A 20,952-nucleotide genomic window follows, 5' to 3' on the forward strand; every position below is an offset into this window, starting at 1 on the left:
GCCTTCGACCTCCCCGGATGGAAGGAAGCCCTTTCGTGGGTGCGGTGCCAGGCCCCTCACAGCCAGCCATAGGCACACAGAACGACCCACTCCTCACCGGCGCCGTGCAAGGCCCTGCCCTCCCGGACTATAGGCCGCACGAACTCGACTCACCGGACAAGAGCTGGCCGGACAGAACCCGGCATCCGGGCTGAGCTCCGCGGCCGAGCCCGGCCCGGTCCGCCATCCAGACACTGTGTTTGGATAGCGCTGGCCGAAACGGGCTGCCAAATTGTCTCGTGGACGGACAACATGGTGGGCGGCCACGTTATGTGGCCGCCCACGGGGTTACGCGGTTTGTTACGTACATGGTGCCGACTGTGCGGTCAGTCGGCTCGTGGTCGCCATCTGCCGGCGGTGCGTGTGGATATCGAGGCGGCCCAGAGCCAGAACAGAACAGCCAGAAATTCCACAACGACAATGCCGGATCCGAGTACGGGCCATGACATTTGTGCACCACCACCGGGGCGGGTGAGCGGGCTGCCCAGCCATACGGCGGCGAGGGCGCCCAGGCAGCCGGCGAGCAGGAACGGCACCAGGATGGCCCAGGCAGCCACGGAGTAGAAGACCGTACGCCGACCGGTGAGCACGCTGATCGGCGCCACGGTGGAGGCGAAGCGCAGGAAGTCGGAGAGGTTGTTCAGCGCAGCTCCGAGGGCCAGGAAGAGCACGCCGGTAACACCGAGGAACATCACCCAGGTGGCGAGGCGCTCCTGGGGCGCCGCGCCTTTGAGCCAGTCTCCTCCGAGGACGTCCACGTCCGGTGCCACGGACAGTTTGGCGTATGCGAGGTGGCGGAGCCGCTCGACGGAAAGATCTGATTGGTCGGTCGATACGGCGACCAGGAGGGCCGGGATGCGGTCCGCCGTCACGGCGGCGTTCTGCGGGAGCACCGTGGCCTTGTCGGCTGCCCGTCCATACCAGCGGATCAGTTCTTGCAGGGCGGGTGTGCCGTCCGATGCCTGGACGGTGCGTTGCTTGCCGTCACAGGCCAGGCCCAGGGAGATGAAGGCGGGGCAGGTGCCGGTGAGGGTAGGTACGCCTCCCGGCCCGGGGGTCAGGCCGATGACCTGCGCTCCGCCGGGCGAGATGCGCTGGACCGCCGTGGTGAAATCCGCCGCGCGTTGTGGGGTGAAGGTACCGCGGGCCGTGACCACCTGGTCGCCGATTCGACTGTGGGTGGTGGCGGCCGCCTGCATGTCGGGGTTGAGCCGGGAGGACCACAACTGGACCTGGGCAACCAGGCCGATGGCGACGATCACCGTGGCGACCATACGGGTCACCACTCCGGGACTCGTGGCGCTCCAGCGGCCGGCCACCAGCATGCCGGGGGACCCCACCTTGCGTGCCAGCCGGACCAGTGTCCGGCCAGCAACGGTGACCGCGAGGGCTACGACGGCTGGCAGTGTTACCAGGGTTCCAATGACGCCGATGGTATAGACGAGCAGGTACAGCGGCGCGAAGGCGTCTCCGATGAGGTCGGTGCCACGTACGGCCAGCAGGAGCATCACCGGGCACAGGAGGGCCATGCGCGTGGTGGCGCGTCCCTTGGCTGCTTTCGGGCGTGTCGAGCCGGGCCTTGCACTCTTCGGCTGCACCAGGACGACGGCGGTCAGCACAGCCGCCACCGCGATGGCCACGGTGGCGGCCAGGACCCAGGCCCAGCGGTGCAGGTCGGAGGCCGCTAGTTGGAAGCCGACGACGGGAACGCGCAGGTCGCTGAAGAGCGGGACGGCCAGGACCAGCGTGCCGAGCCCGGCGCCTGCCAGGACGGGCATCAGGCTTTCGCCGATGTTGACCCAGGCGCGGGCGCTTCCGGTGGCTCCCATCGCCTGAAGGAGTGCGGTCCGTCGGTCGCGGCCGGCGGAACCGATCCGTGCGGCGATCACCACGAGGACGGCGGCCGGTGCCAGCACCAGGCCGATCAGGGCGGGTGCGAAGGTCGACAGTGGCTGCACCCACAGCTTGTCGCCGACGGCGGCGGGGGCGTCGTCGCGGCCGAAGCCGGCGATGGGCTGCAAGAAGGGAGGCTTGCCGAGATGCTGAGTCGGACGAATGTAGGCGAGACGTTCGCGGGGCACAGCGAGCCCCTCGGGGGTGATCTGTTCGACGGTTTGCCCGTACCGGTCGTGGTCTCCTGACTCTTTTAACGCGTCCGCCAGTGCCGGCGACACGGCGGCTTGGCCGGGCTGCGGCCAGTGTTTCAGCCCCGGCGGAAGAGGCGCATCGTGGGTCAGTGGTTCAATGAAGATAATTGAGTGCTGTGTGTGCCCGACGGTGTCGAAGAGGCCACGCCACAGGGCGACGGGTTTTTGACCGGAGCCTTCTTGCACATATTGGGGGGCGCGGGCCTTGCCGCGAAGGTCCCGACCGTCGTAGGTCGCGAATCCGGCGACCAGGGCTCCCAGAGAGACAGTAAGAATCAGAGTGGCGCAGAGCAGAGCAGTGAGGCGTACACGGCTGCCCTGTGCTCCCCGACCGGCGGCGGCGCCGATGCGCAGCAGTTGCCACCACAGGCGGTGTCCGGTCATCGGCCCGCCTTCGGCTGGTCAGCCAGGCGGCCTTCGTGCAGGGCGAGATGGCGATTGGCCCGGGCCGCCACCGCGGTGTCGTGGGTGACCACGACCAGGGCGCAGTTCCAGCGTTGCGGGATGGAGAAGAGCAGGTCTGCGACGCTTTCCCGGTTGGTTTCGTCCAGTGCCCCGGTCGGCTCGTCCGCGAGCAGCAGACTCGGCTGGTTGATCAGGGACCGCGCGACAGCGGCACGTTGGCGCTCGCCGCCTGACAAGGAGTCAGTGGCCACTGCGTCGGTCGGGACGCCCAGGTCGGATAACAGCCCCGCGGCGCGCACGTAGGCTTGCTTGTGGCTGACACCGGAAAGCATTGCGGCTAGGGCCACGTTCTCGACCGGTGTGAGCTCTGGGAGCAGTTCCCCAAACTGAAAGACCATGCCGGTCGAGTCGCGCCGGTGCCGAGCTAGTTCGCGAGTCCCCATGCGGGTGATGTCGCTGCCCTGGACTTCGATGCTGCCTTTCTGCGGTTTGATCAGGCCGAGCATGCAGGACAGCAGCGTGCTCTTGCCGCTGCCGCTCGGCCCGGTGATTGCGACGGATTCCCCTGGCTCGGCTCGGAGCTCGACTCCGTCGAGCAGTACACGCTTCGCAATCTCATACCGCAACCCTCGCACTGCCAGCACTGGTCCCGGCGCCGTTCGGTGCGTGTCCTGTTCTTCCTCAGCTTTGCTGCCCACGGTGTCCTCTCCTTGACACGACGAACGGGCCGACCACCTTCCCGTGGCCGACCCGTCGCTGACCATTGCGTTGGGGGATGCGGGAACCGATGATCGCGTTCCGGTCCCCCTGGAGCTCTACAGGTCAGTTGGCGACGTAGCCGCCGCACTCGTCCGGCGCCCACTGCTCCTGCCGGCAGGCTCGCGCCTGCAGGATCTTGTTGCCGGAATTGCTGACAACCACCGTGCCGGAACCGCTCTTGTTCCACATGACGTAGTTCTCGTCGCTTCCAGCGCGCTGGTACTCACCGTAGACGGCGCGACTGTCGGCCTTGGTGTCATAGACGTGGAGCTTTCTGTGGTTCTCGCTGCTCCAGGACTCCACCTTGGCGGCGTCGATGTGCCACGCCGTCAGCGCGAACGCCGGCGTAGCGCCGAGGAACGCCCCCGCCCCAAGAATGCCGACGGCTATGCGGGTTGCTATACGCTTATTCATTTCCCCTAATCCCCTTTTTTCGCTTTTCGCCGCCCGTGGAGGCAACTGCCCTTACCCAGCGCTACCAGTCAGTGGCGGAGAGGTGAGCATATGCCGCCTGCATGACGAGAAGTGCCACTGTTGAGCCATTGCAGAAATCACTCTTTTTGGGAACAAATAGTCCACCAGTTAGTCCATAGAGGGATAAAGGCATGCATACCTCCACAACGGACGCGGCCTGAAACTTGACAGAGCCTCATCAACTAAGGCAGGTCCGCATACTGCTCCTTTGTCGGGTACTGGGAGCTGGGCCAGGCGCCGAACGGCGGGTCCGGGGGCCACCGCCCGGGCGTCACCACGAACGGGCCCGCAGGCGAAGATCCCGGTGCGGGTGCGCCCGGAACCTGCGACCAGCGTCAAGGTCATGTGCAGCGGATTTCCCAACAACTTCGCGGTCGGCCACACCGGCCGACAGCGCGGGACTGCTGCGTCCGTCCCCATTAAGCGAAGCGCGACAGCCTGCTGGCACGGCGAGGTTTCGGGCCTCGGTCGCGGTCAGGAGGTGGCGTGGGCTTGGCCCTGGGGGTGGTGGTGGATCCAGGTCAGGCCGCCGAGGTCGAGGTGGTGGCGGGCGCGGGTGACGGCGACGTAGGCGAGGCGGGCGTCGGCTGCGTCGATCGGCGGGGGTACGGGGCGGCCGTGCTCGTCTTTGTCGCCGGTGTCGCGCGGCGGCTGGAAGTCCTCGGCGATGCGGACGGCGGGCCATTCGCGGCCTTTGGCCTTGTGGGCGGTCGAGACGGTCACCTCGGCCTGGTCTTCGGGCACGAGCTGGTGGACGGCGGCCAGGATGGCGTCGGTGCCGTGGGCCTCGACCAGGTCGACCAGCGGTTGCAGGTCGCAGCCGGCCGGGTCGTGGGCGGCGTAATCCTGCAGTTCGCCCCAGCAGGGGAACAGCACCAGTTCCGGATGGTGGGTGCGGCGGCCCTCTTTGAGGTCGCGGGCGGCCAGGGCCAGGGTCCGCAGGCTCTCCCCTCCCCCGGCCAGCGCCACGCGGTGGCCGAGCGTGAGCTGCTGCAGGACCTCGCCGAGGGCGCCGACGTTGGTGCGGCACAGCACAGCGTCCGCCCCGTCTGCGGTGCCGATGGTGGTGGGCACCGTGTCGCTGCCGGTCAGGCGCGGGGGTGCGCCGGCGAGGCTGAGCCAGCGGTTGGCCTCGCGGGCCAGGTGGGGGCCGAAGCGGAAGGAGCGGGACAGGGCCAGGGTGGTGCCGTCGAAGCCGGTCATGACGTCTTTGGCGCCGCGCCAGTGGTAGATGGCCTGGGCGGAGTCGCCGACCATGACCAGTTGGGCGTGCTCGCGCTGGGCGGTGAAGACCTGTTCGACGACGGGGTTGGTGTCCTGGGCCTCGTCCAGCAGGAGAAAGTCGGCGTCCAGGCGGGGGTGGGTCAGGGCCCAGATTTTCAGGTAGTGGTCGTGGTCGAAGCGGACGATGCCGTCGTCGGTGCGTTGCAGATCGGCCCAGGCTTTTTGGGCGAATGGGGTGAGGTAGTGGGCGAGTTCGGCGTGCAGTGCCGCCTCTTCCAGGCCGCGCAATGGGGGGGACGTGGTGGTGGGTGAGGGCGGGGTCGGCGGAGTGGCAGAAGCGGGTCACGGTGCGCAGGACGGCGTAGGAGAGGGCTTTGGGGGTCAGCAGGCGCTCACCGATGGGCACTCCAGGCCATCCCTTCTGGAGGGCAGACCATGCATTAGAAGGGATAGTGTTGGCAACGTGCCTGGTCAGGACGTCAGGTCGTAGTAGTGTCGGAGTCCGTCGGGCTCTCTGCGTGAGCAGGCGACCTGCGACTTCTCGCCCTTCTGATGCAATTCCCGAGGGTCCGCATAACCTTCGAAGATCGCGAAGGCGTTGTGCTTGTACTGCCTCGTGCCGGCGACGACGCCGAACGGCTGGTGTGCGATATGCCAGGCCAGCGTGCGCCGGAACTGCCGGGTGTCGAACCACCAGGGCTGAACCGGTCCCGTGTCCGCGTCGTCCCCGGTCTCGTCTGCGGCCTCCTGGCCCAGCTCGGCATCGTCAGCCGCCTCGTCATCGGCGTACTCATCGACGAGGGGCAACGGAATGTAGGTCGCGCCCTTGATAGTGAAGAGGTCATTGAGGTGCTGCTGGAAGTTCTTCAGCCGCAGCGTCACGTCGCTGAACAGGCCATAGCCGGCCTTCTCTCCGATCCAGGTTCCGAAGAGGTGCGTGGGGTCATCGTTGATCTGCTTGAGGACGACGACCGCCTGGTGCACGACGTCCAGCACCACCCACTCGGCTTCGTCGCCCGTGAGCTTGCGGCCTTTGAATACCCGGCCCTTGATCTTGTAGCGGGTGCGGCCGTCGGCTCCAGGCTCGATGAAGGCGCACTCGCGGCCGAGCTCCCGCACTACTGGCGGGAGGGGGTTATTCCGACCCTGCACTATTCCCTGATAAGGATCTTGAGAATCCCCACGCATGGTCGCCTCCTCACTTGCTCCAGGCTTCACGAGGGGCTGTGGCAGAGCCGAGAGTCCGGAGCCTTGTCTTGCCGGTCAGTCAGTCGTTACGCGGGAGCTGCGTCTCGGCGGGGAACAGGATTGGGCTGAGCAGGTGGCGGGTGCGTTCCGGTGAGGGTCCGTGAGTCATGCGGGCTGTGATCACCTCGCGCACCTCGCCGATCATCTCGGTGAGTTCGTCCCGGCTGAGCCAGAGTGCGTGCTGGCGGAAACCCACCGAGTCGGCGACCGGGTCGGCCCCGTCCCGGTCGAGGTAAGCGTTGAACTCGGCCAGCAAGGTGGCCATGGCCACGGCGAAGCCCCGCCGGTAGTCCTCCGGCGACAGCGACGCGGCCGTTCCGGCGTCGATCACGGCCCGGTCGCGATGCAGCTGGTAGCGGCGCTCGACAGAGCCGCGCACCCGCTGTTCGCCCTCCACGGCCAACAGTCCGCCGTCGGCCAAGAGGCCGACGTGCCGGTAGACGGTGGCCTTCGAGACGTCGGGCAGCAGGGCGCAGAGCTCTGTGGTTGTGCGTGTCCGCCCGTCGTGCATGGCGTGCACGATGCGCATCCGTACCGGGTGCAGAAGGAGCTCAACCGTGTCCATGGATGTATATTCTCAGCCTCAATACCTTTCTCAAAATTGAGACCACCGAGAATGAGGTCACCGACCATGTCGCACTCGTCACCCGCTCCCGGTCCCCAAGCCGCCTTGGCCGAGCCTCCGCTGGGGCGCTTGTACGAAGTCGGGGGACGGCGGCTGATGCTGCACCGCACCGGTACCGGGGGCCCAGCCGTGGTGTTCCTGCCGGGGGCAGGGCAGGTCGGCCTCGACTACCTGAACATCCACGACCGGGCGGCGGAGCTGACTACCAGCGTGCTCTACGACCGCGCCGGCACCGGCTGGAGCCAAGGGGCCCAACTGCCCCGCACCGCCGCGGAAGTCACCAGTGAACTCCGCGACCTGCTGCGTGCCGCCGGCGTACCTGCCCCGTACCTGCTGGTGGGCCACTCCCTGGGCGGGGCCTACGCACGCCACTTCGCCCAGCGTTTCCCCGACGAGACGGCCGGGCTGCTCCTCATGGACCCCTTCCACGAGGACCTCCACGACCGCGCACCCCGACAAGCGCGAGAGAAGCTGGCGCAGCTGCACGCTCAGGAGATTCCGGAGCTGACTCAGGAACAGCTGCAGCAGGCCCGGGACCAGGCCGCACCACTCTTTGCGAAGTGGCCCGTCGCTGTCCGTCGGCCGCTCATCGAGCACCACGTCACGGCGGCGTGGAAGGCTGGCCTGTACGAGGACCGGAACCTCTACGACGTGGTCTCCGGCGAGCTCCGGCACGCACCGGACCTGCCCGATGTGCCGCTGATCGTGCTCACGGCCCTGGGGCACGATGCGGCGCAGGCGCATCTGTGGCCGGAAGGAGTGCTGCGCGAGATCAACGACGCTAAGACCACGCTGCACACGCAACTGGCCTCCTCGGTCCCGCGCGGCGAGCACCGGGTCCTGGAGAATGCCGGCCACGGCTGGCTCCACGAGCAGCGCCAGGACGCCGTGTTCCAGGCGATCGCTGACCTCCGCGACAGAGCAGCGTGACGCATGCGCCATCACCCCTTATCCTCCCGCTTGTGGGCCTCGTCCTCGGCCCGGGCGGCGAGGTACTCGGCCCAGTCACGTCGGGCGTAGGCAACCCAGCGGAGTGCGGTGTGGCGGTGCATCCCGGTCACGTCGGCGAGGATCGGACTGGGGAGATCAGCAGCGAGGGCAGCCAGCGCCCCGTTGCGCGCGGTGCGAACCGGGATGCCGTGCCGGTTGAGTTTCTGGGTCATGCCGTGCGTCGAGATCGGCTTGCCCGGGAAGAGCCACTGAGGACCTGGGTGGGCTCGCGAGAGCTGCGGCCGGAGTTGCGGCCGTTCGGCAAGTCGCCGAAGGAGCTCGGCGAGCCGTGGAGGCAGCAGGACCGGATGGCGGCCCAGGACCAGGTGGGCGTGCTTGTCACCGAACTTGAGGAGTTCAGGCGTCAGGTGGCAAAGACGTTCGGTGGACAGACCGAACAGCAGAGTGATCGCGCCGCCAGCGCGGACGTCCGTCGGCAGGGCGTCGTCGGTCAGGCAGCGCTGGAGGAGCAGCCAGCGATCGTCGTCGTCGAGCAAGTCCTGGGGCTCCTGGCTCGGGATGGAAGGGACGGTCAGTTCACGGGTGAGCCGACGGCTCGTGGTCCATTTCAGGAAGTAGCGGACCAGGTAGCGCCGCTGGCTGGTGGCCCCGGCGATCCAGTCGTCGATGTGCTCCTGGGCAAGGTCGGCGAGGACCAGGCCGCGTTGGTCCGTCCAGGCCAGGAAGTCCAGGGCGACGCTGACGCGGCGCCGCAGGTCGCGGTCGGCGGAGGCAGGATGGCGGCGCATGGCGGCCCGCTGACGGGCGCGTCGGAGCAGGAACCAGTGCAGGAACGGGCGGGCGAGACTCGCGTGCGCGGCCGGCTTGGCCGCGAGCTCGTGCTCCAGCCAGCCCGGGATGCGTTCGAGGTCCTCATTGCGTTCCTCCAAAGCCCCTGTGTGTACGAGGAGTTGGCGGATGTAGCGCTGGTTCCTGCTGGGCGGGAGCTCGTCCAGCAGCTCGTGGCTGAGCTCGTGGCCTTCGGACGCCAGCCGGGCGAGGAGCTTGGTGTTCGGACTCTCCTTGAGCCACTGGATAGCGGGGAACGGTGAGGGAGCGTCCGCCAGCGCGGCCGCGAGCGGTTTCAGCTGCGAGGTGATCGTGCCGTCGGGCCCGGCCAGCAGGGCGTTGACCCGCTCGGCGAGGACACAGTGAGCGCATCGGCCGCGGCTGTGGGGGTTGCCGGTCCGGCCGCACTGCTTGCAGGTGTAGTCGGCGGCGAAGCCGACACATGGTCCGCAGACATCGGCGCCGTCGTCATCCCGCGCGATCAGTGGCTGGACCATGCCGCAGCGAGGGCACTCGGCCGGTGAGCGGAGCACAGCGGTGTAGCAAGTCATGCAGACCGGCCCGATCGGCCAACGGGTGTTGACCGGCTTGGTCCGGCCGCAGCGGGCGCACGGCTCGCCGATGCGACGACGCTGGTAGCAGGTGGCGCAGACCGGCTGTCCCTGTTCGTCGCGACTGGCGCAGGGGCGGACTCGGCTGCAGATCGCGCAGGTCGCGTCGGGGCCCTGGTAGCAGCCGTCGCAGAGGTCCGGCTGCCCGTCGCGCGCGTTGCGGGCGATGCACTTGAGCTGTCCGCACCGACCGCAGAGCCGCCGTGGTCGGCGATGGCGGTTGTAGCAGAGGTGGCAGAGTGCGCCGTCGTCGTCAACGAGGGCGGCGGCTGCGGTCTTTCCGCAGCTCACGCAGGTGTGCATGGGGCGTTTCCAGCACTTGATGCATAGCCCTCGGCCGTCGTCCCGTCGTACCACCGGGTGGCGGAGCTGCCCGCATTCAGCGCACTCCTCGAAGGTGGTGGGGTCGGCGCGGTAGCAACGGTTGCAGATCGGGCCCTCGGGGCGCCGGGCGACGACGCGCTGGCCGTCACGGTGGCACCGTGCGCAGGTTTCGCGTTGGCGGCTTCGGGCGTCGCACGAACCGCAGAGGCGCCCCTCAGGACGGAGTTGCCGCAGGTCAGACCGGATCTTTTCGCAGTGTGCGCATCCGGGACGGACCACAAGGTGCCCGGCATCGTGCAGAACTTCAGCGAGCCGAAGCAGGACCGGCGGACAGAGCGAGCTGCCTGACGTCAGCGCATTGGGGTGGTCCGCGAGGTGTCCGGCCAGTTCTTCCAGGTAGCGAGCTGCCCCGCGGGTGGGGATCGGCACCGCGGTCACCAGCGCGGCCTCGGCATCCTGGCGGACGAGCGACGGCAGAGCCGAGGTGAGGTGGCCGACGGCGGCGGCCGTCGCTACCTCCAAGCGGGCTGCCTGCGCGGCGAGCCGGGCGACGGTTGACGGAGCAGTCGGAGAGGATGCGCTACAGTCCTTCCGGCCGCCGGATCGAGGTCCGGCGCACGGCCGGAAGCGGGCCAGGCGTCTCGCCGCCGGCGGTCTTGCGTACCTCTTCGTTGACGACCTGGACCTCGATGAGGTCGTTGGGCTGGCATCCGAGGATGTCGCACAGAGCCGCGAGGGTGTCCATCGACAGCCGCTGCGGCGGCTGCGTGACCAGGCGGAAGACCTGCTCTCGCGAGAGGTTGACGCCCCGCTCGGCCAGCAGCGGCACCAGATCGGTGGTCTGGAACATCTCCCGGTCGGCCATGAGCTTGCGCAGGTTCCAGCGGTAGCCCATCTTCTTGATCACTTCGGGTCCTCCCAGATGCCGGGAATCGCTGGCCCAACTTCTTGTGCAGCAGCCGGTTGCGGTACTCGTCCGAGACGCCGGTATAGAGGGCCGTGGTGCTGGCATAGCCGTGACCGGCCTGGTCCTGAACGAATCTCTCCGGGTAATCGAATTCGGTCAAATGTGTGATATAGGAATGTCTCAGGCAGTGCAATTCGAGTTCTCCGGGCAGGTCAGCGGCTTGCCTGGCGGCTTCGAAGGCTTCGTTCGCCGACCGGCGTGACAGGCGCCCGGCGCGTTCGGTGACCCAGATCGCAGGATGCTTCCCCACGTTGAACCGGGGCCGGACCTCGGTCAGGTAGTGGTCGAGGTCGTCGACGATCCAGTCCATCTCGGGGACGGTGAAAATGGTGCGGCGCTTGGGCGGGCTGCCCTTGGAGGACTTGCCCCAGCGCACGAACACCGCTCCGTGGCGCCTGTATTGCGGAGCCTTCGCGTTCCGCCGCAGGTCGGCGAGGTCGAGGCCGACGTTCTCCCGGCGCCGCATGCCATAGGCGTAGTAGGTCTTGATCAGGGCGGAGTCGCGCATCGCGGTCAACGCACCTTTGCGGCCGCGCTTTCGGATCTCCTCGACCCGCCCGTCAGCAGCGTCGAACAGGTCCTGGATCTCGTCGTAGGTCAGCGGCCGGCGACTCGGGTCGCCCTCGTACTCACTGACGTGGGTGACGGTGTTCCACTCGTGCAGGATCTGAACCGGCACCTCGCCGAAGCGCTCCTGGCAGACGGACATCCAGCCGTAGCGCGGGTCAGTGATGTACTCGCAGAACAGCCGCAGGTGGTTCTGGTAGTTCCGGCCGCTCGACACCGTGAACGTCGGTGTCTTCGTCCGCAGATGGTCGATGAACGCCTCGAACTCGGCCGACTGCCACTGCCACTGCCACTGCCACGGGTACTGGTTGGAGTACTCGGCGAACCGGCGGACCAGTGACAGCCGCGGCTTGATGGTCCCGTCCCACTTCAGGAAGCGGGCCCGCTGCTGCTTGGTCCACCCCTCCAGCATGGCCTCGAACACGGCAGGTTCGGGGTCCAGGTAGGAGATCCCGTCCACGAGCATCAGGTGTGCCGCGCTCGGAGCCGGTGTGCGGTGGCCCATGCAGCGCCGGTGAGGAGCAGGCAGGTCGCGCCTGCTGCGGTTGTCCTCGGCGCGACGTCGGCCCACGTGTCACTGGTGTCGGCGTTGAGCCATGCCAGCGTGGCCAGGAGCCACAGGGGCAGGCCGGCCCAGGCCAGCGATCCCGCCACCCAGCGCAGCGCCTGGGCGGTGCTGCGCCCCGCCGTGCGGAATGCCTGGGCGGCGAGCAGTGCCTGGGCCAGGAAGTACGCTTCGCCCAGTACGAGCCCTGTCCAGTACGAACCTGACAGCCAGGCGTTGGCGGGGACGCCGATCAGCATCGCGGCGATCCCGGCCGCGGCCCACACCGCTGTACAGGCCCTGATACAGGTACGTGCTCGTGTGGTGGGCACCTCAGTCTCCGTCCGGGGCAGTTGTCATGTGGGGCGTCTTGTCGTCACAGAAGATCACCCGCTTCGGTGTCTCATTGGTGGTGGTGAGCGGCGGGACCGTCATGTTCCATGGATTTCCGCCGTTGCCACGCACTGCGATGTCGCACTTTCCGTAGGCGTTTCCCTTGTCGGAGGTCACACCGGGAACATTGGAGAAGTCCGCGAAGTTTCCGCGCTGCACCGGCCCGGTCGCAGGCTTTCCCGTCTGGTCGATCATGCGATCGTTGTGGTAAAGGTACAGGTCCGGCATGTAGCCCTGGTAAACGAGACCGTAGCCCGGTTTGTTGTCCCCATTGGGAACGGCCTGGGTCGACTTCACCGAACCGTCCGAGCAGAACGCGACGGAGATATTCTGCCAGATGGGCGGAGCGGCGTACAGCAGGGATCCGGAGGCGCCAGGGATGTCCAGTTCCCTGAAGAACATGTTGTAGAAGTCACCCGCGGTGTCCGCGACCTCTTGCGGGAGTTTGCCGCCGTCGGCCGCCTTTTGCAGTTGGCCGACCCAGGCCTTCATGTTCTTGTCAGTGCTCGGTGCGCCGCCCAGCGGACGGTAACCGTCGACGCCGCCGCCGATCGTCTTGACTTTCAGGCACTGCCCGGAACGGTCGATGGCGGGGGTGCTGTGGTGCGGCAGGTACGCCCGCGCCGGAGTCCAGCCGGTCTCCAACGGGTTGTGCACCCGCGTCTTCTTACCGGTGACGGTGTTGGCGTCGAGGGCGTCGTACGACAGGTCCGGCATCGTGATGCCGCTGGACCGGTAATCGGCGACCGTGGCCTTGACGAAATCGGCGACGAAGGGCGCGATCCGCGTATTGCCCACGCGCCAGTTCACATCGAAGTCCTCGGAGTCTTCGACGATGGTGCCGTCGTCACCGACGACATATCCGGCCTCGATGTGTGTCTTGTTCTTGTAGTCGAGGTCGGACGCGAAGGCGTCGGCGGGCTTCTTGCCGCCCGGCAGGGGGTTGGTGAAGCCCATCCATTGGGCCTGGGAGGTCATGCCGGTCAGCGAGGTACCGGCATCGGCGACCTTCTTCGACCACGCCCGCATTGCCGCGAGGGTTTTCGCTCCGAGACAGTCCTTCTTGGCGGTTCCGGCAGCGCAGGCCGGGAATTCGGTGAGTCCCTTCACGCGTGGCTTGCTCTTGTCGTTCCAGGGCGCTCCGCCGACCGTCTTGTTTCGCGCCCAGTCGTAGAGCGTCTGCCGGTCACGGATAGGGGTGTTGAATGGGCTGGGCGTCTTGGTGTCCAGGTTCTGGTGCGGATCGATCGTGGATACCGCGTCGAAGGTGTGGTGGACCCACTTGCCCTTCATCGGCGCGACGGCGACGGCGTCGAAAGCGATGTCGGCGTCGCCGGTACCGCCCGGGGTGATGCTGGTGAGCCTGACCTTCGGGTTGCCGTCGAAGAGGAACGCGCCGAGGGTGACCCAGCGGTTCTTGCCCTTGCCTCCCTGGTTCAGCTGGTCGACGACCTTGGTCCGCTTGCCCTTGGCGGTATCGATCTCGTACGCGGCGGCCCGGGTCTGTGCCCCGTGGTCGGGGATGTGGACCATGACCTTGGCCGGTCCGGAGACCTTCTGGTCGAAGTTCCAGGTGCCGGCGACCTTCATCCGGCGGCCCTTGGCGTCGTCCTTGCGGGTGTGGGCGAACCAGAAGTGGCCGCCGTAACCGGCGCCGAGCTGCTGGAAGTCGATTTTCGCCGAGTCGGTGGCGAAGTCGAGCTTGAAGGTACCGCTGTTCTTCTTCGGCTGTGCGCATCCCGGCCGCATGACCGGGGTGCCGTCGGGAACGTCGTCGACGATCAGCGCGTTGCCGGGCAGGCCCGAGGTGGAGCAGTTGGGTGGGTAGGCGGTGCCGTCCGCCTCCTCCTTGTACGTGTCGTTGAAGCGCAGCAGTTCATTGCCGCACTGCCCCTTGTCACACTTCTTCCACGTGACCGGCTTGTTCCACCAGCACTTGAGGTCCTTGCGGTTGCAGGCGCCCAGGCCCGGCTCGTTCTTGTCGTCCGGGCCGATCTTGCTCGGGTCGCAGTCATTGTCGGCCGTGCAGAACAGCCCCTCGGGCGGCTTGACGGTCGTACGGTCCCTGAAGTTCATCCACCATGCCTGGCGGAATCCGTGCACCATCTTGCCCGGGGACTCCAGGGCCTCCAGCGGGCGGGCGGCCCAGCCCAGCACCTTCTCCTGGTAGGGCCAGTCCTGCGGGTGGGCGGCGTCCTTGTAGTTGTCGCCGCCGGTCGCGCTCTCCAGGAAGGGCCGGCGGTTGGCCTTCCACAGCGGGTTGGCCGGGTTGTTGGTGAAGCCCACGCCCCACTTGCCGCCGTTCTTGCCCGCCTCGGACTTCGGGTAGTACCCCGAGTTGTAGGCCCACAGGGCGAAGAACCAGTTCTCCATGTATTTCGGATCACCGTTGTTGACGGTCAGACCGTCCTTGTGCGTCTGGTTCCACTTGTCGGCGAGGATGTTGACCCCGGCCGCGATGTTGGCCGTGTAGTCCAGCGCCGCGGCTTCCTGCTGCAGCTTGGTCTTCAGCTGCTCCTCCGGCTTCTCCTTGCCCTGGATGCGCATGCCGTCGGTGACCTGCGTGATGCCGTAACCGCAGTCGGCCTTGTCCCAGTGGATGGCCCACGGGTCGTTCTGCTGGCCGTTGGCCGCGTACTTGATGCCGTAGTAATTGCCGATCAGCGGGTTGCCCGTGACGCCCGGCACCACGACCCGGGACGCCTGCCACATGTTGGACTCCTGAGCGGTGACGCCGAGCATCACCTGCGCCGGAATCCGGCCGCCGCCCTCCAGTTGCAGGAGCGGGAAGAGAGACTGGGGCTTGTAGGCTCCCATCCCGAGGTTCTTCCAGTTGGCCGGGCGCGATATGTGCTTGTTCAGGTTGTTGGTGATGGCTTGGTCCACCGCCCACTCGATCTGCCGCGGCTTGGGCTGCAGGGCCTGCTTGCGCGGGTCGTTGCGGGGCACGGAGCAGTACCGGTCCGGCTCGGCGGTGTCGTCGAGGGAGCTTGCCGTCCGCGCGTGGAAGGCCGCGGTGCGGGCCGTGGCGGAGCCGGCCGGGGAGGTCAGCGCCGGAGAGGGCTCGGCGCCCTGGGCCGGGTTGCCGACCGTCTGGTCGCCGGGCTCGACGCGGAACTCCGCCTTTTTGCCGGTGTCCAGCACCTTCAGGTCCACGTCCGCGGAGCGCGGCGCGGGGGCCTGCTTCTCAGCTGCCCGGGAGGGCTTGTCGTGCGACCACTCCGTACGGGTCACCAGCGCCTCGCCGCGGGTGGTGGCCCGGGCGTCCTTGGACACATCAGTGCGGCGCGCGACCGAACCGGGCAGCTCGTCCGCTTCTTGTGTCTCGCCGGTGATGAAGACCTTGCCCGTGGCGCTGCTGGAGAGGTCCATGTCGTGCAGCGGGCCGCGGGCCAGCACGGCCGGCTTGACCCGCCGGGCGTCGGCCCGGTCGATGTCACCTGCGGTGACGCGCCGGGCCTCACCCTTGTCCTGCTCCCGGCCCCCGGCAGCGGCGGCTGAGCGGGTGGCGGGAGCTGTGTAGGCCGCGGGGCTCGGGCCGGATGTGCCGGTGGGCCGGTCCAGGTAGGTCACGCCGCCCTCGGCGTCGGCCTTGAGCTGGAAGGGGATCCGGTCGGTGTGGGCGACGGTGCGGCGCCCGCCCGATTTGTCGATTTTCACCAGGCGGTTGGAGTCGGCCGCCACGAAGCCCTCGCCCACCGGTACGGCCGAGGTGATCTGACCCTTGAGTTCGACCGGGGCGCTCAGCTTGCCGGTGGCGGCGTCAACCTCGATCAGACGGGTGGCGTTCTTGTCCTCGCCGCCGTCCTGGGTGAGCACCGCGGTCTCGCCGGTGCCGCAGCCGGGGCTGAAGTAGGCCAGCGACGCCTGCCGGTTCAGCTTGGTCACCGCGCCGGACGCGAGGTCGACCACGGCGGTGAACGCACCGCGGGCCATCAGTTCCGGCTTGTTGGTGAAGGTGCGCGGCGCGTACGCCACCACGGCCCGCTTGCCCGAGCCGGTCACGCACGCGTTGCCGATCCACATGTCGGCGTTGAAGCCGGGTTCACGCAGGGTCGCGGCGGTGCGCCATTCGTATGCCTTGTTCTGGTCGGCGACCAGGACGTGGAACCCCTCGGTGTCACCGCTGGTGGTCCAGGCCCGGTCCTGGGATTTGTGCCAGTCCTTGCCCAGCACGGCGTCCCGGTCGGCGTTCTTCACCACGGACGACCGCTGCGGCTCCGAGGTGTCCTGGGGCTGGTCGTCGGCCCGGGCGACGGTCTGCAGGAGAGAGGAAAGTAGGGCGGCGGTGACCGCCGTGGCGAGGGGGGCTCGCCATCTGCGTGTGAAGCGATGTCTCAAGAAATGTCCTTGGTTGTCCGCGGCCGGGCCGCGGGCGTATCCGTACGAGGTGACCTGGGCGGGCCGGGGGCGGTCTCGGGCAGCGCAAGGACGCCGTACGACGGCGGGGCCGGCACTGCCCGCAGCGCGCCGTGGCCAGGGCGGAGAGCAACAAGATGTGGGGGTTTCGCGAGGAGGGTCGGGGCCTGGTTCAGCGGCGCAGGGCTTCGGCCGGGGGGATGCGGGCGGCACGCCAGGCGGGGTAGATGCCGGCCAGTAGGCCGGTGGCCAGTCCCAAGGCGGGTGCGGACGCGACGGCGAGCGGGTCGATCACTGGTGTCCACTGCCGCAGGGCGGAGACGGCCACGACGGTCACGGTGCCCAGGGAGGTGCCGACCAGGCCGCCGAGCAGTCCAAGCGCGGTGGATTCGGAGAGGAACTGGGTGGTGATGTGGATGCCGCGGGCGCCCAGGGCGCGGCGCAGCCCGATTTCGCCGGTGCGTTCCATGACGGCGACCAGGGTGGTGTTGGCGATGCCGACGGTGCCGATTACCAGGCAGACTCCGGCCAGGAGGAGGAAGAGCTGGCCCAGGTCGCTGCCGACGGCCGAGCGCAGGGCCTTGGGGGTGGGGGGCGAGAGGGCTCGGAAGTATTCCGGGTGTTCGGGGCGCAGTGCTGTGGGGGCTTCGTCGGCGATCTGCTGGGCGGCGCCGAGGCGGGTGGCGATGAGCATCGTGGCGCGTTCGTCGGTGGGCGGGCCCCAGATGTGCTCGGCGGTGGAGCGAGGGACCAGGACCGACATGAGGAGTTCTGGTCTGCGCTCGATGTCGTCGATGACGCCGATGACGGTGAAGGCGGTGTCGCCGATGAACACGGCGGGGCGGGTCTGCAGGGTGGTGATGCCCAGGCGGGCGGCTGTCGTGGCGCCGATGACCGCGACCTTCTCGTGCCGGCGTTCGTGGAAGGTGTCGAAGGCGCGGCCCTGGGCGAAGGACGGGTGGGCGGCCTGCAGGACGCCGGGGGAGGAGGCGACGACCTGGGCCTGCGTGTCATCACCTCGGGTGTGACTGGGGGATGAACGCACGCTTTGGGTGCGATCGAGGCGGACTTTCCAGTACACGCCGGCTGCGGTGACACCGTTGAGCCGGCCGATGCGCGCATCGGCATCGGCGGGGAACGCGAGCGGGATACGGCTGGGGTCGGGGCCGCCCATGTCCTTAACGGAGACTTCCGTGGCGATGAGTTCGTTGAACCGGGAGTCGATCTGGGAGGCCGCGGTGCCGGTAAGGCCGATCACCGCGATGAAGGAGCCCACGCCCAGAACGGTTCCCAGGGCGGTCAGGGCCGAGCGTGCCGGTCGTTGCAGGACGCCGGCCAGGGCTTCGGAGACGGCATCGCGTACGGACAGGGAGGAGCGGCGGGAACGGCGCGGCCTTCTCCTACCGGCTTCCGGCGCCTGGTTGGGCGAGAGCGTTTCGTTCACGGGGCGGTCCTGGCACGGGGTGTGTCGGTGAGGATGCCGTCGCGGATGGTGACAGTGCGCTGCCCTCGGCGGGCGACATCCAAGTCGTGGGTGATGACGGTGATGGTCATGCCGTCGTGGTGAAGGGCGTCGAGCAGATTCAGGATGGAGGCGGCCGTCTCGGAGTCGAGGTTGCCGGTGGGCTCGTCGCACAGCAGCAGGGAGGGGCTGGAGGCCACGGCACGGGCGATGGCGACGCGCTGGCGTTCCCCGCCGGAGAGCCGGGTCGGCAGCGCGGCCCTGCGGTGCGCCAGGCCCACGCGGTGCAGGGCGCGTTCGGCGCGAGTGCGGCGTCGGCGGCGCGGGACGCGCTGGTAGAGCATCGCCAGCTCGACGTTTTCCAGGGCGCTGCGGTGGGGCAGCAGGTGGAATGCCTGGAACACGAAGCCGATGCGCATCCCGCGCAGGCTGGTGCGCTGGGTGTCGTTGATGGTGCTGGTATCGATACCGTCGAGCAGGTAGCTGCCGGTCGTGGGCAGGTCCAGCAGCCCGGCGATATTCAGGAACGTGGATTTTCCCGATCCGGAGGGTCCGACGACCGTGACGTACTCCCCCCGCTCGATGCGCAGGTCGCACGCCTGAAGTGCTGCCACCGGCGGTGATCCGGGGTAGGTCAGTCCCACACGGCGGAACTCGACCACCGGCGGCGGCCCGCCGCGAGATTGCGCTGTCACCGCGGCTGTCCTTGCTCGGTATGCCGGGTGTCGACGCCCACCACAACCTGGTCGCCTTCGGTGAGCCGGGCGCCGTCGGTGGGAGTGACCTCGACGAACCCATCGCCAGACATGCCCGTGCGGACCTCGATGCGACGGTTGCTGCCGTTGGGCGTCCGCGCCGTCACCGTGGTGCGGCCGTCCGCACCGGTGGAGATGGCCGAGGACGGGACGGCAAGCACCTTGGTCCGGGAGGAGGCCGCCGCAATCGTCAGGCGCACCTCCTGGCCCGCCATGGTCGCCGGAAGCCGGCCGTCTGGTTTGACCTTGACGGTGTATTCGTCGGCTCCTGCCTTGTCGTCCTCGCCGCTCTTGGTCTTCTTCGCCTTGGGTGCCTGGGCGACGGAGACCACGGTGCCGGTCGCCCGTTCGCCGCTGGTTTCGGCCAGGATCTCCACCTTCTGTCCCGGGTTGATGAGTCCTTTTTCGTGCAGGCCGATGCCGCCGCTGACCAGCAGGTCGCCGGCGGAGATGGTCATGAGGGTGCCACTGGCCTCTGCGCCCACCTCGGCGGTGACCGAGTCGGCCCGTGCGGACAGGGAGTTGAGGAAGACCACTTCGGACATGGCCACCATGGGGTGGGTCGAGGGGGCCGGGGGCGTCGCGGGCTTCTTGGCCTCCGGTTCCTTGTTCTCGGCAACCGGACGTGGCGTGTAGCCCAGCGCGGCGTACAGACCGCGTACCGCGCGCTCGGTGCCGGCACCGAAGTGTCCGGGCCGGTCCGGGGCGGTGGAGTGTCCGACCGAGGCGAGCGCGTGCTGCAGCTGCTGCACGTCCTGGCCGTCGTCGCCGGGCTTGAGGTCGCGGTAGGCCGGCAGCGCGCCGGGAAGCGCGAACACCGGGCGCCCTGAGACCTCCAGCAGTACACGGCCGAACGCCACCGGCTCTCCGGCCTTCGCCTTCACCTTGGTCACCACCGAGCGTCCCGCGCCGTCGCCTCCCGGGCCGGCAGAGGACACCTGCACGCTCTGCGAAGCCGTGACCTGACCGCGCGTCACCACCGTCTCGGCCAGAACCCTGCGCTCGGCCGCGGCAGTGAGCACGTCGGCAGGCGGTGCCGCTGTGTCCGCCGCCACCTGCGCCGGAGACTTGATCCACGCAGCCGCAGCCATCCCTGCGGCCCCGAGCAGAACGGTGCCGCCGCACACCATCGCCAGCATGCGTCGCCGCCGGCGCAGCGCTGACCGTGCGGGAGCAGAGCCTTCCGACACCTGCTCGGTGCTGCCCTCGCCGGACGCGGTGGGCAGTTGCTGGGTGTCCGTGTCTGGAACGGTCATGCCGTTACTTCGCCCCGCCGAGCACGCGTGCCGCCTTCTTGATGGTGTCGTCCAGGCTCTTCCGGGCCTCGACGAGTCCTTCGATGTTCTTGTCGATGGCCTGCTTCTGCAGTTCGGATTCGGCATCGAACCAGATCTTCGCGACGTGCGTCCGATCGCGGCAGGCGATATCAGCAGTCGCCGTGGCAATCTCCAGCTTCGTGACCTCCGGACTGGAGAACCGGGATTCATCGCTGGCGTCCAGCGGCTCCTTGTAGTTGTAGCCGTGTTCCTTCATGCACGAAGACCACGCTGCGAAGGCCTTGATCACCTTGCTCTCGCGCTTGGAGCGGGTGAACGCGTCATTGGCGATCTCCTGCGCCTTGGCCGTGCGCTCCAGGGCGCCGTCCGAGATCTTCTGATTCGCCTGACTAAGGCAGCCGCTCTTCGGAACGGCTTTCCCGCCGACTTCGGCAACTCCCCCGTTCAGCGCCTTCCCCTCGGCCCCCTCCTCGGTGGTGTCCTCGACCGCGCCCTGGCTCATGACGCGGTCGTAGGCGGCCTGCTCGGCCGCATCCGGCTTGTATCCGCGCTTCTTCGCCAATACGGCGTCGTGTATGCCGTAACGCCAGTCGGTCAGCGTCTTGGGACCCAGCTTCGGAAGATCAGGGGCGGGCCGCCAGTCAAAACCCAAGTCCTTCATGCAGTCGCCGACAAGGAGCGTCCTTGCCTTCTTCACCTGCTGCTCGTCGTCATCCGTAGGCAGGTAGGCTTCGATCGGAAGCGTCCACGTTGCGGGATCGGCTGCCACGAAGTTCTTCTTCGGCAACGGGGGCCGGTCCGCCGAGCCGACTTCGTCGGACCCAGCAGGCCCGCACCCAGCAGCCGCCAGAGCCACCAGCAACGTCGGAAAGATTTTCCGTACGCCTGAGTTCTTCAAAGCTTCCCTCTTCAGCATTGCATTGCCGCGGTCGCTGCGTCACGAGCGAACCGGGCGGTCGTTCTGCGACCAATCGCTCACCGTGGCGGCAGGAG

At 68.1% G+C, this 20,952-nt stretch carries 14 protein-coding genes and 2 pseudogenes; 1 reads left to right on the forward strand and 15 read right to left on the reverse strand.

Annotation, left to right across the window (positions count from 1 at the left end):
• Positions 1 to 365 precede the first annotated feature (365 nt).
• The 6 genes and pseudogenes from ACH4K4_RS37655 to ACH4K4_RS37680 form a co-directional block, all read right to left on the reverse strand.
• Positions 366 to 2,570, reverse strand: coding sequence for a hypothetical protein (locus tag ACH4K4_RS37655; protein ID WP_398174527.1), 2,205 nt, complete (start codon positions 2,568 to 2,570; stop codon positions 366 to 368).
• On the reverse strand, positions 2,567 to 3,289 hold the full coding sequence (locus ACH4K4_RS37660) for an ABC transporter ATP-binding protein (RefSeq protein ID WP_398174530.1): 723 nt from the start codon (positions 3,287 to 3,289) through the stop codon (positions 2,567 to 2,569). The genes ACH4K4_RS37655 and ACH4K4_RS37660 overlap by 4 nt, the downstream gene beginning before the upstream one ends.
• A gap of 124 nt (positions 3,290 to 3,413) precedes the next feature.
• Positions 3,414 to 3,764, reverse strand: coding sequence for a hypothetical protein (locus ACH4K4_RS37665; protein WP_398174533.1), 351 nt, complete (start codon positions 3,762 to 3,764; stop codon positions 3,414 to 3,416).
• Between the two features lie 534 nt (positions 3,765 to 4,298).
• Positions 4,299 to 5,454: pseudogene (locus tag ACH4K4_RS37670) on the reverse strand (UvrD-helicase domain-containing protein); the annotation flags it as partial.
• Positions 5,455 to 5,519: 65 nt separating this feature from the next.
• Positions 5,520 to 6,167: a hypothetical protein gene (locus ACH4K4_RS37675; RefSeq protein ID WP_398174536.1), complete on the reverse strand. Its 648-nt coding sequence runs from the start codon at positions 6,165 to 6,167 to the stop codon at positions 5,520 to 5,522.
• 148 nt (positions 6,168 to 6,315) lie between these two features.
• Positions 6,316 to 6,861: a helix-turn-helix domain-containing protein gene (locus tag ACH4K4_RS37680; protein WP_398174542.1), complete on the reverse strand. Its 546-nt coding sequence runs from the start codon at positions 6,859 to 6,861 to the stop codon at positions 6,316 to 6,318.
• 129 nt (positions 6,862 to 6,990) lie between these two features.
• On the opposite strand from ACH4K4_RS37680, the gene ACH4K4_RS37685 reads away from it, so the two are divergent.
• Complete coding sequence (locus ACH4K4_RS37685) at positions 6,991 to 7,851, forward strand: alpha/beta hydrolase (RefSeq protein WP_398174545.1); 861 nt, start codon at positions 6,991 to 6,993, stop codon at positions 7,849 to 7,851.
• An 11-nt stretch (positions 7,852 to 7,862) separates the two neighbouring features.
• Here the strand turns inward: ACH4K4_RS37685 and ACH4K4_RS37690 are convergent, their stop codons facing one another.
• The 9 genes and pseudogenes from ACH4K4_RS37690 to ACH4K4_RS37730 form a co-directional block, all read right to left on the reverse strand.
• Complete coding sequence (locus tag ACH4K4_RS37690; protein ID WP_398174548.1) at positions 7,863 to 9,197, reverse strand: hypothetical protein; 1,335 nt, start codon at positions 9,195 to 9,197, stop codon at positions 7,863 to 7,865.
• Positions 9,198 to 10,215: 1,018 nt separating this feature from the next.
• Positions 10,216 to 10,542, reverse strand: coding sequence for a helix-turn-helix transcriptional regulator (locus ACH4K4_RS37695; protein WP_189787542.1), 327 nt, complete (start codon positions 10,540 to 10,542; stop codon positions 10,216 to 10,218).
• 127 nt (positions 10,543 to 10,669) lie between these two features.
• Positions 10,670 to 11,674 (reverse strand): annotated as a pseudogene (locus ACH4K4_RS37700) (tyrosine-type recombinase/integrase); the annotation flags it as partial.
• A complete protein-coding gene (locus ACH4K4_RS37705) occupies positions 11,635 to 12,045 on the reverse strand; it encodes a hypothetical protein (RefSeq protein ID WP_398174551.1) in 411 nt (136 codons plus the stop codon). The pseudogene ACH4K4_RS37700 and the gene ACH4K4_RS37705, both read right to left, overlap by 40 nt.
• A gap of 1 nt (position 12,046) precedes the next feature.
• Positions 12,047 to 16,447, reverse strand: a complete 4,401-nt coding sequence (locus ACH4K4_RS37710) for a hypothetical protein (RefSeq protein ID WP_398174554.1) — start codon at positions 16,445 to 16,447, stop codon at positions 12,047 to 12,049.
• Between the two features lie 190 nt (positions 16,448 to 16,637).
• On the reverse strand, positions 16,638 to 17,909 hold the full coding sequence (locus tag ACH4K4_RS37715; protein ID WP_398174557.1) for an ABC transporter permease: 1,272 nt from the start codon (positions 17,907 to 17,909) through the stop codon (positions 16,638 to 16,640).
• Positions 17,906 to 18,622, reverse strand: a complete 717-nt coding sequence (locus ACH4K4_RS37720; protein ID WP_398174560.1) for an ABC transporter ATP-binding protein — start codon at positions 18,620 to 18,622, stop codon at positions 17,906 to 17,908. Before ACH4K4_RS37720 ends, ACH4K4_RS37715 begins: the two co-directional genes overlap by 4 nt.
• Entirely contained in the window at positions 18,619 to 19,938 is a 1,320-nt protein-coding gene (locus ACH4K4_RS37725; RefSeq protein ID WP_398174563.1) for a peptidoglycan-binding protein, read from the reverse strand. The genes ACH4K4_RS37720 and ACH4K4_RS37725 overlap by 4 nt, the downstream gene beginning before the upstream one ends.
• 4 nt (positions 19,939 to 19,942) lie before the next feature.
• Positions 19,943 to 20,728, reverse strand: a complete 786-nt coding sequence (locus ACH4K4_RS37730; RefSeq protein ID WP_398174566.1) for a hypothetical protein — start codon at positions 20,726 to 20,728, stop codon at positions 19,943 to 19,945.
• Positions 20,729 to 20,952: the final 224 nt, after the last annotated feature.

The organism is Streptomyces sp. NPDC017529 (assembly GCF_044329785.1).
GTDB lineage: Bacteria > Actinomycetota > Actinomycetes > Streptomycetales > Streptomycetaceae > Streptomyces.

Bases quoted from the DNA above. Each gene is read 5' to 3' on its own strand.
- ACH4K4_RS37655 (WP_398174527.1), bottom strand. From the start codon at position 2,570: ATGACCGGACACCGCCTGTGGTGGCAACTGCTGCGCATCGGCGCCGCC.
- ACH4K4_RS37665 (WP_398174533.1), bottom strand. From the start codon at position 3,764: ATGAATAAGCGTATAGCAACCCGCATAGCCGTCGGCATTCTTGGGGCG.
- ACH4K4_RS37680 (WP_398174542.1), bottom strand. From the start codon at position 6,861: ATGGACACGGTTGAGCTCCTTCTGCACCCGGTACGGATGCGCATCGTG.
- ACH4K4_RS37690 (WP_398174548.1), bottom strand. From the start codon at position 9,197: ATGGTCCAGCCACTGATCGCGCGGGATGACGACGGCGCCGATGTCTGC.
- ACH4K4_RS37725 (WP_398174563.1), bottom strand. From the start codon at position 19,938: ATGACCGTTCCAGACACGGACACCCAGCAACTGCCCACCGCGTCCGGC.